We start from the raw sequence: 13,655 nt of genomic DNA, 5'->3' as shown, positions 1-13,655 counted from the left end.
TATGCAATATGATCATATATTAATTCGCTACGGCGAAATGGCATTAAAAGGAAAAAACATCAAGCAATTTATCATTAAGTTGCAAGAAAATCTGCAACAAAAAATCAAAGAATTCCCGAATGTAAAGGTAACACGTACGCAAGGGAGAATGTTCGTATTGCTAAATGGGCATGACCCAGAGCCAGTCATGGAGAAATGTAAAAAGGTTTTCGGAATTCAAAGTTTAAGTTTAGCAATTAAAGTCGATAATGATATAGAGCAAATCAAAGAGGCGGCACTATTCGCGTTACAGAATGCAAAAGATGTAAAAACATTTAAGGTGGCTGTAAAGCGAGTCAATAAAGATTTTCCAATTCATACGTATGAATTGAATCAGATATTAGGTGGACATTTATTAACCAATACGGACGGGATTACGGTAGATGTGCACCATCCTGATGTAGAAGTTAAAGTCGAAATCAGATTCGAAGCAACGTATATTACATCCAAAGCTGTTCCAGGATTAGGTGGTCTTCCAGTAGGGACATCAGGGAAATCATTATTACTGCTTTCTGGTGGGATTGACAGCCCTGTTGCTGGGTTCCTAGCAATGAAGCGTGGGGTGCATTTAGAAGCAATCCATTTCCATTCACCGCCATATACGAGTGAACGTGCGAAGCAAAAGGTAATCGACTTATCGAAGCAATTGACGAAATATGGCAAATCAATCAAGATTCATATTGTGCCATTTACAAAGCTACAACAGGAAATTTTCAGAGAAATGCCGGAAAGCTATGCGATGACGATTATGCGTCGGATGATGTTCCGAATCGCGGAGCAGGTTTGCCGTAATGAGTCGATTTTATCGTTAACGACTGGAGAAAATCTTGGACAAGTAGCGAGCCAGACGATGGAAAGCATGCATGCGATTAATGATGTGACAAATTATCCAATTATCCGTCCATTAATCACGATGGATAAACAAGAGGTTATCGATATTTCAAAGCAAATTGGTACGTATGAAACATCAATCCTACCTTATGAAGATTGCTGTACGATTTTTGTTCCAAAAGCGCCGAAGACGAAGCCAAAACTTGATAAGGTTTCCTATTATGAATCAACACATGATTTTACCAAGTCAATTGAAGAAGCAATTGATGGGATTGAAACGATTGTTGCGCATGATCGTAAAGATGTGGAAGAAGGATTTAGCGGGCTATTCTAAGGTGTAGCTAGCAGCTGGAAAAAATATGGTAAAATAACAGGAACTACCAATAAATTGGATGCATGTTTACCCTCCAAGTAACACATTCTATAAGTACCAAGGAGGTGAACTAACATGGCAAATAACAATCAATTGGTAGTTCCTGGTGTGCAACAAGCACTAGATCAAATGAAATATGAAATTGCACAAGAGTTTGGTGTTCAACTTGGTCCTGATTCAACTTCTCGTGCTAACGGATCTGTTGGTGGAGAAATCACAAAACGTCTTGTTCAAATGGCTGAACAGCAATTTGGCGGACATCAATAACAATTAATCAATATTATAATATGGCTAGGGCTATTCCTCTATGGAGGGATAGCCCTTTAAAAGGTTATAAGAAAGAGCGTTTGACGCGGTCCCAGAAGGAATTGTGTTTCAATTTCACAGTCTTGATTACTTGGTCATCCATTGTTACGACGATGTTATCAATTCGTTGGATGGAATGTGCTTCGTTGTCCAGGCTGATTATCGGGTGGACATTTCCTTCTTGTTTTAGCTTTAATGTTAACTTGCGGTCTTTATTTAGGATGAAGGAGGACCCTAATGTACGATAATTATTATTGTTCATCGATGCAACCTCAGATACTTGAATACTTGGGATAAGTGGATCAACGACTGCACCATTGGCAGATTTATTATAACCTGTACTTCCAGTTGGTGTAGAAACGACCAAACCATCGCCGCGGAATGTCTCAAATAGCTCGTCATCAATATATACGTCCATCACAATGGTTTTTACAATCGTTGACTGCACAGCTACCTCGTTTAAAGAATGGAATTTCGTTCCATCATTAATTTGTACGGTAATAATTGGGAAACGACGTACCTCTAATTCGGTTTTTAATACTGAATCAAGCAGATCATCAAAGCTACCTAAATTAAAATCGCAATAGAATGATGATTCGTCCTCTCTAGCCAAACCAGCATATATAGCATCTTGACGGAATCCAGTTTTTCTTACCGCTTGAAGGAACATCCCGTCGCCACCGATACTTACGATAATATTTGCCTTTTTTGCATTGTCTACTACCTCAAATCCATGCTCCTCGGCAAGGGAAAATAGCGGTTTCAAATTTTCTATTGTTTCATTATCATTGTGAAAATAAAAGTACATTTTATTTCTAGTTGTCATTTTTCATCCCTCCAATTTGTAACAATACCATTATCGTATCATTAAATGACGAATTGCTCTAATAATTTGTAGAATTTACAGGTTTAAATATACAAGTGAAGAGCAAAAATAGGGAGTGTGTAGAAGCTAGAATGGAGGAATTGACTTGTATATCAGCCTAATCATTATACTCAGTGTTCTAATTCTCTTGATACTGCTTCTATTGTTTTCAAGGGTCTATATTCGCTTGCAATATACATTGAACAATAAGCACCAGCAATTATTGCTGCGCATGACGATATTAAAGATACGTTTTTATAAGAAGAATATCGACATTTCTGGGATGCCCGTGGATGTAGAAACAGTCGATTTTAAGACATTTCCAGATGAAATGAAACACTTCATCAAGAATGTGAAAGATAGCAAGGAAAAGATAGACCATATATTAAAGCAGGTAACCATTCATCGTTTCTATTGGTCAACAACAGGTGGTACGGGTGATGCCTTCCTAAACGGCATCGCGAGTGGTGCAATCTGGGCGCTAAAAGGGATGATGACCGGCTATATTGCAGAGAATGGGAACCTTGCATGTCGACCACGTATTGAGGTACTACCAACCTTCCAGACTGCAGAATTTATGACAAGTATCGACTGCATTATTTCTTTACGGCTTGGACAAGCTATACATACACTTCTTCGTTTTCTAAAAAGTGATCTGCAATAATATAAGGAGGAATTGCGAACGATGGAAGAGCATCCAATTCAAGGATTAATGACAACAGCAATGGAAAATTTGAAAAATATGATTGAAGTAAATACGATAATTGGTGATGCTGTCGAGTCACCAGATGGAACTTTGATTATCCCTGTTTCTAAGCTCGGTTTTGGGTTTGCTGCTGGGGGTAGTGAGTTCAATGGAAGTAATTCACAGGGAGATTCTGAAGCTACATTGCCATTTGGTGGTGGAAGTGGTGGTGGTGTTTCGATTACACCAGTTGCCTTTCTAATTGTAGGGCAGCATGGGGTTAAGATGATTCATTTGGATCAAAGTACCCACTTATATGAAAAAATGATTGATTTTGCTCCACAAGTAATGGAGAAGGTACAGCAAATGATGCAGGACACAAATGATTCCAAACAGAAGGAAAGTAGGGAGAGTAAAAAGCAAAAGCCTTCGCTAGATTTTGATATTTGATTCCATCCCTTTTATTGGACATCCATCTATAAACGATTCATAATGTAGTGGAAGGACAATATGAAGTGGAGGAGTTTATAAATGGCTAATATTACATTTGGCGGTGAATCCGTTACATTACCAGCAGTAGAAATTAAAGTAGGGGATCAAGCACCAGATTTTCGCGTTTTATCAAATGGTCTTGAAGAGGTTTCATTAGCTAATTATGATGGCAAGGTGAAATTAATTTCTTCCGTACCATCACTTGACACTGGCGTTTGTTCTCAAGAAACAAAACGCTTCAATGAGGAAGCAGATAAACTAGACAATGTACAAGTTCTTACAATTAGTATGGATTTGCCATTTGCACAAGGACGCTGGTGTGCTGCAGAAGGCGTGAAAAACTTAGATACATTATCCGATCATCGTGATGCATCTTTCGGTGAGGCTTATGGTGTGTTAATGGCTGAATATCGACTACTTGCAAGAGCAATCTTCGTCGTTGATTCTAGCAATAAGGTTACATATGTGGAATATGTCCCTGAAGTAAAAACCCATCCGAATTACGAAGCAGCACTTGCGGCAGCAAAAGAAGCGAAGTAAGAAACAAATAATAAAACCCAATTGGAAATCTCTCTCTGTTATATGAGAGAGATTTTTATTGGTGAAATAGTTTTATTTTATTAGGATAAACCTTTTACTATCCGTTGCTCATTTGGTACAATAGTAAAGTTGAAGGAAGGGCGAATGGAGGTTATGGTAATGGATAAATCAAATGTTGAACCACTTTTTGAATGGTTGGATCATACCACTGAACTAATTCAGCAGCATAATGATGAGCCATATTTAGATAGTTTGGCTGTTACAATGGAAACCTTGTTTTTTAATGATACAGCAGTAGAAATGGATGAAATACTATCCAGAAAGTTAAAAACGGAATTAGCAAAAATCGATCTATCCTCATATGCAACAATCGATATTCGTAAAGCTATCCAATTAGCAATCCTCAAAGGTATGAAGGATTCGACCCAGCAACAGCATTTAATGACACCAGAAACGGTGGCGTTAATCATCGGCTACCTTGCTGATCAGCTTATGAAAGGGAAAGATAGCGTTCGTTTATTCGACCCAGCAAGTGGTACGGGAAACTTAATTACCACCGTACTTGAGCAGCTTAAGCATGATGTTGTAGCATTTGCTAGTGAAGTTGATTCGACTTTAATTCAATTATCTTTACTGAATGCCAATTTGCAGAAGAAACAAATTGAATTCTTCCATCAGGATAGTTTACGACCATTCTTACTAGATCCGGTTGATTTGGTTGTTGCCGATTTACCGGTTGGTTATTATCCAGACGATGTTCGGGCAAATGATTTTGAATTAAAGGCGGACACGGCTCATTCTTATGCCCATCATTTATTTATTGAGCAAGGTCTGAATTATACGAAGGAAGCAGGCTATTTGATTCTCGTCATACCAGACTTCTTGTTCGACAGTGATCAATCGGACAAGCTTCACCGTTATCTTCAAGCACATGCTCATATTGTCGGGGTTATTCGTTTACCTGAGAGTGCATTTAAGTCAAAAGCGAATGTGAAAAGCATTCTAATTTTGCAGAAGAAGGGCGAGCATACGGAGACACCAAAACAGCCGTTGCTTGTGCAAATGCCAGCCTTTAAGAATGCAAATGGAATGGCAGATATTCTTGGACAGATGAATGCATGGTTTCAAACATATCAAAAATAATATATCATTTTTTTAGGAGTTGTCATCAATGCGTAATGTGTTAGCAATTAATGCTGGTAGTTCTTCGTTAAAATTCCAATTGATTGAAATGCCAGAGGAAACAGTAAAAGCAATCGGTTTAGTAGAAAGAATCGGATTAACTGATTCTGTTTTCAAGATTGAAGCGGGTGGGAAGAAAGAGAAAGTAGTTGGCGATATTCCAGATCATGCGGTTGCAGTTAAGAAATTATTAGATGCCCTCATCTCAACTGGGGTTGTAGCATCATTTGATGAAATCGATGCAGTTGGCCACCGTGTAGTTCATGGTGGAGAATACTTCGATGATTCCGTATTAATTACAGATGATGTCATTGAAAAAATTGTAGAAACATCGGAATTAGCACCATTGCATAACCCAGCAAACTTGACTGGTATTTATGCATTCCAAGAAATCCTACCAAACGTGCCAATGGTGGCTGTTTTTGATACAGCATTCCATCAAACAATGCCAAAAACATCTTACTTATATAGCTTGCCTAAGGAGTATTATGATAAATTTGGCATTCGTAAATATGGTTTCCATGGTACATCACATAAATATGTATCCGAACGTGCTGCAGATTTAATGGGAGTTCCACTTGAAAAATTACGATTAATTTCTTGCCATATCGGTAATGGGGCAAGTATCACTGCAATTGAAGGTGGAAAATCACTCGATACATCAATGGGCTTCACACCACTTGCAGGGGTAACAATGGGAACACGATCAGGCGATCTTGACCCGGCATTAATCCCATATATTATGGAAAAAACTGGGAAGACAGCAGAAGAAGTAATCGGTGTGTTTAATAAGGAAAGTGGAATGCTTGCACTTTCAGGCTTCTCTAGTGATCTACGTGATATTCAAGAACAAGTCGATACGAATCCACGTGCAGAGTTGGCATTAGATGTATTTGCAGAAAGAATCCATAAATACATCGGATCTTATGCAGCGAAAATGTCTGGTGTGGATGCTATTATCTTTACAGCAGGTGTTGGCGAAAACAGTTCTATTGTAAGGGAAAAGATCTTAACTGGTCTAGAATTTATGGGTGTATACTGGGATCCGAAATTAAATGAAACTCGTGGCGACGAACGTTTCATCAACTATCCGCATTCACCTGTGAAAGTTTTAATCATTCCAACCAATGAAGAAATTGTCATTGCTAGAGATACGGTACGTTTAGCTAAATAAAGCAGTTAGAGCGCTTCATGTATATGGAGCGCTTTAAGTTTAAAAAAATAGTGGAGGTATTACCATGGCAACGCCAATCAAAATTACGCATACATTCCATGCACCTCGTGACCTTGTGTTTCAGGCATTTACCGAATCAGAACATTTACAGAACTGGTGGGGACCAAAAGGATGGAAGTTTAATGTTTCTAAATCTGATATCCATTCGGGCGGAACGTTTCATTACAGCCAGAAACCTGCTGATGGCGATATAATGTGGGTTAAATTTGAATACAGTGAAATTATTGCACCGGAAAAAATCGTTTACACCAATATCTTTTCTGATGAGGAAGGGAACGCTTTGCGAGCACCTTTTGATGCAAATTGGCCTTTGGAAACCTTGAATACCATTTCATTCAATGAGGACGGTGGAAAAACAATCCTTACAATGTTTGTGAATCCAGTAACTACGACTGTTGAAGAGACTCAGACCATAGAGGCTTCACAAGCAATCATTCAAGAAGGATTTACCGGAACCTTTGAACAATTAGACGAATACTTATTAACAATATAAACTGGTTGATATCAACGCTTGATTGGACTTTAATAAAACCGATAAGCTGCCAGCTTAGTTCTTAGAAAACTTCATTTAATAAACAGCATTAATGATTACGTCTATCGTACAACCAACACGTCGCATTCTGCGTATCTTGTGATGCTTTCGGAAACACTTCCGATTAAAAAACGTTCGACAGCATTCATACCTGTTGCACCGCAGATGATAAGGTCGGCTTTAAAATTTTTGGCAATGGTTTTTGCGATTTTTACTTTCGGGGATCCATATTCAATGCAACGGACTAAATCGGTAACACCTGCATCCTTTGCATTCTCCGCATACGATTCAAGTAATTCTTTCGCATAGGTTTCTGCACGCTCCGCAAGTGAGCGATCATAGGCTTCAGCAGTTGCAAACGTACGGGAATCAACGACATGTGCAAGTACTAATCGCGCATTATTTCGTTTTGCGATGTCTAATGATTTTTTGAATGCTATTTCTGCGGCTTCTGATCCATCTACGGCTACTACGATATTATGATATTCCATGATTATTCCTCCCCTTTCACTTCTATTATATACCCTTTATGGAAGCGCTTCAAACAAAAATGGAAGAAATAGTAACCCATTTTTTTCGGATATGAGGACAAACTACATGTACGGAGGTGGGTCACTTGTCAAAAAAAGAAGGAAAACAAGCAAGTAATTATGAATTAGATCCTGAAGGTGTGGCAGCTGTTCAAAACCAATTATTTGAAAGCTATCAAAGTGGTGTTGTAGAAGACCAGCTAACAAATAATCGTGGGATCCATAAATTCAATAATATGAAAAAATAAAAGTGAATGAAATAATAAAATCGGCGTGTCGGTTAGTTCGACACGCCAATTTTATTATTTTTTTAAATGTCTTGTCTGGATCATGTTCCACTTCAGACTTTATTTAATGATTTGTAATTCTTTTGGATATGCGGTAAGTACTTCAGGTCCTTTTTCTGTTGTGAAAATCATATCCTCGATGCGAACGCCACCAGTATTTGGAATATAAATTCCTGGTTCAATTGTAAAGCACATGCCCTCAACTAATCCGATTTCATTATTACTGTGCATTGATGGATACTCATGTGTTTCAATACCAAGACCATGACCAATTCGGTGTGTGAAGTATTCGCCAAAGCCCGCCTGCTCAATTGTCGTTCTTGCAGCTTTATCGATGTTGCCAACTGCTGTACCCAATTGGGAAATGTTAATTGCATTTTGTTCTGCTGCAAGGACGGTTTCGTAAATCTTCTTCTGTTCATCTGTAATGGACTTAAAAGCAACCGTTCTTGTAATATCGGAGCAGTAGCCTTCAAATATAACGCCTAAATCGAATAATACTAGATCCCCAGCAGTGACCTTCTTATTCGAAGGATTACCATGTGGGGATGCTGTTTTGGTGCCAGAAAGTGCCATCGTTGTGAAGGACATTTCCCGTACGCCTTGTTTTTTCAGCTCGTATTCGATTTTCGCAACCAATTCTAATTCGGTGATACCTTCTGCAATTGCCTTTACCCCTGTTTCGACACCGAAATCAGCTAGACTTGCTGCCTGCTTCAATAATGCATATTCTTTCTTCGTCTTGATGACACGCAGGTTTGCCATGATTTCCTTCGCATCAAATATTTCCGCAATCGGTAAGATTCGCTTGATTGCATTGTATCTTTCTAATGTTATATGATCTTGTTCGATTGCAATGGAGGCAGGGGCGCCACCGTTTTTCTCTAAATGGTTGCGCAGTAATTCCCATGGATCCTCGTGATCATAGTAACCGATCACTTCGTTTGTCCAGCCAGCATTCTTTGCATCTTCTACTTCCATTTTTGGAAGGATAAGAACGGGATCTAATTTATTGCTAATGTATACGCCGATTACACGCTCATGTGGATCCGTATAATAATTACTTAAGTAATAAAAGTTTGCCTTCGACGTGACGAGCACACTTTCCATTTCTTGTTTGTTAATTTCTGTTAATAAGCTATCCATTCGAGTAGTCAACGATTTCACCTCTATGTTAGAATATAACTAGTATAACAAATGTAAGGTGTATTAATCAAAAACGTTTATTTTTAAGGTTGTTTTCTAAAAGGTTTAGACTGCGATTATTCATCCTAAATTGCGAACTAAGCAGGCGTAAAGTTGATTTTTACTACGAATAGTCTTATAACATAGAATGATGGCTTTAATTAGTACGTTTGGAGCTCAAATATCATGGGGTTTTGCACAAACCCAGCGGAGAAAATACACGGAGACTCCCGCGGAAAGCGCAGTGTATTTTCGGAGCGAATGGCTAAGAGCACTTATCACTTTAGCCTTGTTCGCAGTTTCTCTAAACAACAATTTCTATGAAATGAGTAATTTTTTATATTTTTTTTGAAACCTATTGAATTTTTAATCGTATAACTAATATAACGTCGAAATGAACTAGAGGTGTATCGATGGGTTTTTTCTCAAAGCTTTTTTCAAACAAGGATCAAAATCAGCCTGCAGCTGAAAAGAGAACCGTGCTTAATATGAAAGTAGGCGATATCATCACCTATGAATTTCAGGATTTCGAGGTTGTGGGTAAGATTACACTCCGGGATGGTAGCTATGAATGGTATGATTATCAGCTGCTTGGGGAAGAGAAGACGCTCTGGCTGTCTGTGGAAATGGATGATGAGCTTGAACTGGCAATGTATCATAAGGTAAAATTCCAAGTGTCTGAGCCATATCCGAAGAAATTGACGTATGACAATAAGACGTATTACTTGGAGGAAGAGGGCGTTGCCAGGGTAATCGGGGAGGGTCGAAGTACAAATGTACATGGAATGGAAACCCATTATGCCGATTATGAGGATGATTCAGAGGAGAACTTCCTCGGATTAGAATCATGGGACACCGAGATTGAAGTAAGTACGGGATATGCGATTGAGTCCTATGAGCTCAAGATTATCGCAGGATCCAACTAAAGATGGATATTATATAAAGGAGGAATATACATGTTTAAATTTTTTAAACGAGTAAAAACAGTTGTGGGTTCTGAATTGAATGCAATGCTTGACAAGGCGGAGGATCCGGTGAAAATGCTGGACCAGTACATGCGTGACATGGGAGAAGACATTCGTGAGGTAGAAGCAGCCGTTGCGAAACAAATTGCGAATGAGAAGATGCTGAAGCGTAAAGCAAATGATGCGCTTGCATTAGTGCAGAAAAGACAAGAACAGGCAGAAAAAGCAGTTGAAGCCGGAAATGATGACTTAGCTCGCCGTGCACTGCAAGATAAGAAGGATCATGATGCAACAGCAATCGCCTTAAATGAATCATGGGAAAGAGCGAAAGCAGACGCAGATTTACTTCGTGACCGATTAGATGAAATGAAGAAAGAATACCAAGAAATGAACTTAAAACGCGACACACTTAAAGCACGTGCAGAATCTGCACAAGTTCGTACGAAAATCAATCGGACGATGTCATCGATTGGTGATGATGCTGCAAAACGTGGATTCGAGCGTATGGAAGAGAAAGTAATGCGTTTTGAAGCGGAAGCAGAAACAAGTGAAGACCTGTCTCAAGCGAGCCGCTCATTAGATGATGAATTTGAAGATTTAATTAAAAATGATGTGGACGATGAATTAGCTGCATTGAAACAAAAAATGGGTAAAGAATAAGCAGGGAGAAGTCCAAGCATAGGGGAGCAGTACATTACTGCTCCCCTATGTTCTTATGAGGGGGGATTAAGTTGTTCAAGAGAGGCTGTATGCTTAGTGGATTTATTTTATTTAGCTTATTTTTAACTGCCTGCACATCCCCTATAGACGGTACGGATCGTGGAATCCAACAAGAGATTACGATAACTGCTGCGGATATCCCCGTTGAATCAGATAAACAAGTAATTGAGGATTCAATTGCTGCAAGCCCGAGTAACCAAATCGATGCGATTATCGAATCAAACTTTCCACTTGTTGATGTAGTAACAGATGAGTCGACATCAGCGCAAATCTATGCGACAAAGGAATTTAGATTAGAGGAGCTTGCAACCGTTATAACATCAAAGGTGGAACCGGACGAGGCGAGTGAGGTTATTGATCAGCAGCAGATCTTTATTTATCCAGATTATTTTGTAACGCTGAAGCCTAGTGTAGACGATGAGACCGTATTGCTGATTGAAGTTGCTACGGAGCAATATGCGGAACGAAATTATTCGCCGAGCTTTTTACAAACGTATTTCGGAATTCGTTTGCTCGAAAGTCTTTTTGGAAATAATTGGGGATCATTTCGAAATGAACCAAGATCCGGAACGAATTCAAGCTATGGTACACCAAATCGCGGGAATACGACATTTAGGGGCGGCGGTCCGAACGCAGGAAAGTAAAAGGAGGGATTATCGATGGAACCATATATCGCAACGGTTGCATATTTTTTCATTTCGATTGTGATTATTTTAATTGGGGTTGTTATTTTTGAACTTTTAACGAGAAAGTATAAGGATATGGAAGAAGTGCATAACGGAAACGCAGCGGTTGCCTTATCAATTGCAGGGAAAATTATCGGCATTAGTATTATTCTTGCCTTTGCAATCTATCACAGCAATTACATTTATGAAACGGTAATATGGGGCGTGTTTGGGGTTATATTACAAATGATTGCCTATATGCTCGTTAACTTAGTGATAAGAAGATTTACCGTTGAAGAAGAACTGAAGAAGAATAATATTGCAGTTGGGATTATTTCGTTTAGTGTATCCATTGGGATTGCATTTGTCATTGGAGCGTCGATTACATAATATTACGTTATGGCGGTTGAGCACAGCTCAGCCGTTATTTTATCCCGAATTAACTGGCTGTAAGACCCCCACTTCAAAAAAATTGAGGAAAATCAAGAATTGTAAGTGGGGGATCAACAGAAAGTCAAAATCCCGATTCTGTTCAACTAACATTCAGTGGGGGATGAAGAAAACCCCCACTGAATAAAGTTTCACTTTATTTCGAGTGGTTGGTGAGGTGTGAAAGGTGAATCTGGAAGCAGCAAGAAAGAGTTCGATTATTTATTGGTCATCTGGCATTGTCTCAATTTGCGGGATTATCTTTGAGGTTTTGTTTGGTGCTTTAGGATCGTACATATTAGGCGATGGGGTCAAACAGTATACATTGACGATTTCGCTATTTTTAACGGGAATGGGAATTGGTGCAAGTCTTAGTGAAAAGGTGATGAAGAATTTAATCCTCTCCTTTATTTGGGTTGAGTTTGGGGTTGGGTTAATTGGCGGATTTTCCAGCTTTACCATGTTTGGAATTACCGCATTTGCGCCAGCGGGTACGGATGCATTTTATTTATATTTCATTACGATTTTAGTTGGTGCATTAACTGGTTTTGAACTGCCAATTCTGATTCGGAAGGCAAATGAAGTTGGCGTGAAATTGAATAAAAGTACGGCTAGGGTCCTGTTTTCCGATTATGCCGGTGGTTTAATTGGTGGATTGTTATTCGTATTCTTACTTCGTCCACAGTTCGGCATGGTGAAATCGGCGTTTCTTGTCGGCTGTATCAATGTTCTCGTGGCACTCGTCGTTCTATGGCTGTTCCGAAATGAAATTTGTAATTTCTGGGTACATGCTGTTTGTGGCATGCTTATTCTGATTGCCCTACTCGTAGGTCTGCTATTCGGAGAGGCTGCAGCGTTTAACTTTGAACAAAAGCTATACCAGGATCCGATTTTACATATGGAGGAAACGAATTACCAAAAAATCATTCTCACGCAGGGGGCAGACGATGATCTCCGGCTCTATTTAAATGGCTCCCTGCAATTTAGCTCGCAAGATGAATATCGCTACCATGAGGTGCTCGTCCATCCGACAATTGCATACGCAGAGAATCCGGAGAATGTGCTGATTCTTGGTGGCGGTGATGGGATTGCAGCGAAGGAAGTGCTGAAATATGAGGAAGTACAGAAGATTACATTGGTTGACCTTGATCCAGCAATGACGGAGCTTGCGAATACGAATGAAAGATTACTCAAATTGAATGAAGGTTCATTAAGCAATGATAAGGTGATCATTCACAATTTGGATGCCTTTCAGTTTTTAGAGGAGAACGAGGAATGGTATGATGTGATCCTAATTGATTTGCCCGACCCGAACGATGAGAGTTTAAACAAGCTATACACGAAGGAATTTTATTCACTCGTTCGCAATCATTTAGTGCCTGGTGGTGCGGCAATGATACAGGCGACGAGTCCGTTATTTGCTACAGAAGTGTATTGGACAATTTCGGAATCCGTCGCATCAACTGGATTATACACTGAAAACCTTCATGTCGACGTGCCGAGCTTTGGAAACTGGGGATTCGTTATGGCAAGTCGTGAGAAAATTGATCTTCAAACGGTCGATATCACGGTGCCTAGCCGATTTTTAACAACGGAAATGCTTCCGAGCTTAGCAACGTTTGGGAGGGATGAGGATGCAAGGATCGTGGATGATAAAGGAAATGCTGTAACACTAAAACCGAACACATTAATTGATCCGCATCTAATTCAATTGTATGAAAATGCATGGAAAAACTACTAAAAGGGTAAAGGTATTGGTAGATTCTTTGTCGAATCATTATATAGAATAGCATAT

Annotated in this window: 17 protein-coding genes; 14 read left to right on the top strand and 3 right to left on the bottom strand. The window is 39.3% G+C overall.

Translation table 11 applies throughout. The features are described from left to right. Position 1: 1 nt before the first annotated feature. The gene (gene thiI / locus CWR48_RS17150) at positions 2-1,204 is read left to right on the top strand and encodes a tRNA uracil 4-sulfurtransferase ThiI (protein WP_115774548.1); all 1,203 of its coding nucleotides are present in this window, start codon (positions 2-4) and stop codon (positions 1,202-1,204) included. A gap of 114 nt (positions 1,205-1,318) precedes the next feature. Continuing rightward, positions 1,319-1,510 (top strand): alpha/beta-type small acid-soluble spore protein, encoded by a 192-nt coding sequence (locus CWR48_RS17145; RefSeq protein WP_115774547.1) that lies wholly within the window; start codon positions 1,319-1,321, stop codon positions 1,508-1,510. A 64-nt stretch (positions 1,511-1,574) separates the two neighbouring features. On the opposite strand, the gene CWR48_RS17140 is transcribed toward CWR48_RS17145, so the two are convergent. After that, positions 1,575-2,375 (bottom strand): NAD kinase, encoded by an 801-nt coding sequence (locus CWR48_RS17140; protein WP_115774546.1) that lies wholly within the window; start codon positions 2,373-2,375, stop codon positions 1,575-1,577. A 145-nt stretch (positions 2,376-2,520) separates the two neighbouring features. Here CWR48_RS17140 and CWR48_RS17135 point away from each other — a divergent pair, with 145 nt between their 5' ends. The 6 genes from CWR48_RS17135 to CWR48_RS17110 all read left to right on the top strand — a co-directional run bounded on the left by CWR48_RS17135 (position 2,521) and on the right by CWR48_RS17110 (position 7,040). Further along, entirely contained in the window at positions 2,521-3,078 is a 558-nt protein-coding gene (locus tag CWR48_RS17135) for a DUF2953 domain-containing protein (protein WP_115774545.1), read from the top strand. Positions 3,079-3,099: 21 nt separating this feature from the next. After that, entirely contained in the window at positions 3,100-3,549 is a 450-nt protein-coding gene (gene ytfJ, locus CWR48_RS17130; RefSeq protein ID WP_115774544.1) for a GerW family sporulation protein, read from the top strand. A gap of 81 nt (positions 3,550-3,630) precedes the next feature. Beyond that, positions 3,631-4,131 carry a thiol peroxidase gene (gene tpx, locus CWR48_RS17125; RefSeq protein ID WP_115774543.1) on the top strand — a complete coding sequence of 167 codons (501 nt, stop codon included), beginning with the start codon at positions 3,631-3,633 and terminating at the stop codon, positions 4,129-4,131. Positions 4,132-4,290: 159 nt separating this feature from the next. Continuing rightward, a complete protein-coding gene (locus tag CWR48_RS17120) occupies positions 4,291-5,274 on the top strand; it encodes a class I SAM-dependent methyltransferase (protein ID WP_115774542.1) in 984 nt (327 codons plus the stop codon). Positions 5,275-5,302: 28 nt separating this feature from the next. Beyond that, positions 5,303-6,487, top strand: a complete 1,185-nt coding sequence (locus CWR48_RS17115) for an acetate kinase (RefSeq protein ID WP_115774541.1) — start codon at positions 5,303-5,305, stop codon at positions 6,485-6,487. Positions 6,488-6,551: 64 nt separating this feature from the next. Next, positions 6,552-7,040 (top strand): SRPBCC domain-containing protein, encoded by a 489-nt coding sequence (locus CWR48_RS17110; RefSeq protein WP_115774540.1) that lies wholly within the window; start codon positions 6,552-6,554, stop codon positions 7,038-7,040. A gap of 101 nt (positions 7,041-7,141) precedes the next feature. Here CWR48_RS17110 and CWR48_RS17105 read toward each other — a convergent pair whose 3' ends face one another. Continuing rightward, positions 7,142-7,570, bottom strand: coding sequence for a universal stress protein (locus CWR48_RS17105; RefSeq protein WP_115774539.1), 429 nt, complete (start codon positions 7,568-7,570; stop codon positions 7,142-7,144). A gap of 125 nt (positions 7,571-7,695) precedes the next feature. Here CWR48_RS17105 and CWR48_RS20530 point away from each other — a divergent pair, with 125 nt between their 5' ends. Further along, entirely contained in the window at positions 7,696-7,857 is a 162-nt protein-coding gene (locus CWR48_RS20530; RefSeq protein WP_170140795.1) for a hypothetical protein, read from the top strand. A 99-nt stretch (positions 7,858-7,956) separates the two neighbouring features. On the opposite strand, the gene CWR48_RS17100 is transcribed toward CWR48_RS20530, so the two are convergent. Then, positions 7,957-9,054: a M24 family metallopeptidase gene (locus tag CWR48_RS17100; RefSeq protein ID WP_115774538.1), complete on the bottom strand. Its 1,098-nt coding sequence runs from the start codon at positions 9,052-9,054 to the stop codon at positions 7,957-7,959. Between the two features lie 440 nt (positions 9,055-9,494). Between CWR48_RS17100 and CWR48_RS17095 the strand changes: the two genes are divergently transcribed. The 5 genes from CWR48_RS17095 to CWR48_RS17075 all read left to right on the top strand — a co-directional run bounded on the left by CWR48_RS17095 (position 9,495) and on the right by CWR48_RS17075 (position 13,601). Continuing rightward, entirely contained in the window at positions 9,495-10,007 is a 513-nt protein-coding gene (locus CWR48_RS17095) for a DUF4178 domain-containing protein (protein ID WP_115774537.1), read from the top strand. 30 nt (positions 10,008-10,037) lie between these two features. Beyond that, positions 10,038-10,706: a PspA/IM30 family protein gene (locus CWR48_RS17090; RefSeq protein WP_115774536.1), complete on the top strand. Its 669-nt coding sequence runs from the start codon at positions 10,038-10,040 to the stop codon at positions 10,704-10,706. Positions 10,707-10,777: 71 nt separating this feature from the next. Further along, a complete protein-coding gene (locus tag CWR48_RS17085) occupies positions 10,778-11,410 on the top strand; it encodes a DUF4247 domain-containing protein (protein WP_115774535.1) in 633 nt (210 codons plus the stop codon). 15 nt (positions 11,411-11,425) lie between these two features. Then, positions 11,426-11,821 carry a DUF350 domain-containing protein gene (locus CWR48_RS17080; protein ID WP_115774534.1) on the top strand — a complete coding sequence of 132 codons (396 nt, stop codon included), beginning with the start codon at positions 11,426-11,428 and terminating at the stop codon, positions 11,819-11,821. A gap of 226 nt (positions 11,822-12,047) precedes the next feature. After that, positions 12,048-13,601 (top strand): polyamine aminopropyltransferase, encoded by a 1,554-nt coding sequence (locus CWR48_RS17075; protein WP_115774533.1) that lies wholly within the window; start codon positions 12,048-12,050, stop codon positions 13,599-13,601. The last annotated feature ends 54 nt before the right edge of the window (positions 13,602-13,655 follow it).

Source organism: Oceanobacillus arenosus (genome assembly GCF_003369575.1).
Lineage (GTDB): Bacteria > Bacillota > Bacilli > Bacillales > Amphibacillaceae > Oceanobacillus > Oceanobacillus arenosus.
This window is presented reverse-complemented; position numbering and strand designations above follow the sequence as displayed.

Excerpts from the sequence above, each read along its gene's own strand:
- thiI (WP_115774548.1), top strand. The coding sequence starts at position 2 with ATGCAATATGATCATATATTAATTCGCTACGGCGAAATGGCATTAAAA.
- CWR48_RS17145 (WP_115774547.1), top strand. The coding sequence starts at position 1,319 with ATGGCAAATAACAATCAATTGGTAGTTCCTGGTGTGCAACAAGCACTA.
- CWR48_RS17140 (WP_115774546.1), bottom strand. The coding sequence starts at position 2,375 with ATGACAACTAGAAATAAAATGTACTTTTATTTTCACAATGATAATGAA.
- ytfJ (WP_115774544.1), top strand. The coding sequence starts at position 3,100 with ATGGAAGAGCATCCAATTCAAGGATTAATGACAACAGCAATGGAAAAT.
- tpx (WP_115774543.1), top strand. The coding sequence starts at position 3,631 with ATGGCTAATATTACATTTGGCGGTGAATCCGTTACATTACCAGCAGTA.
- CWR48_RS17120 (WP_115774542.1), top strand. The coding sequence starts at position 4,291 with ATGGATAAATCAAATGTTGAACCACTTTTTGAATGGTTGGATCATACC.
- CWR48_RS17115 (WP_115774541.1), top strand. The coding sequence starts at position 5,303 with ATGCGTAATGTGTTAGCAATTAATGCTGGTAGTTCTTCGTTAAAATTC.
- CWR48_RS17110 (WP_115774540.1), top strand. The coding sequence starts at position 6,552 with ATGGCAACGCCAATCAAAATTACGCATACATTCCATGCACCTCGTGAC.
- CWR48_RS17105 (WP_115774539.1), bottom strand. The coding sequence starts at position 7,570 with ATGGAATATCATAATATCGTAGTAGCCGTAGATGGATCAGAAGCCGCA.
- CWR48_RS17095 (WP_115774537.1), top strand. The coding sequence starts at position 9,495 with ATGGGTTTTTTCTCAAAGCTTTTTTCAAACAAGGATCAAAATCAGCCT.
- CWR48_RS17090 (WP_115774536.1), top strand. The coding sequence starts at position 10,038 with ATGTTTAAATTTTTTAAACGAGTAAAAACAGTTGTGGGTTCTGAATTG.
- CWR48_RS17080 (WP_115774534.1), top strand. The coding sequence starts at position 11,426 with ATGGAACCATATATCGCAACGGTTGCATATTTTTTCATTTCGATTGTG.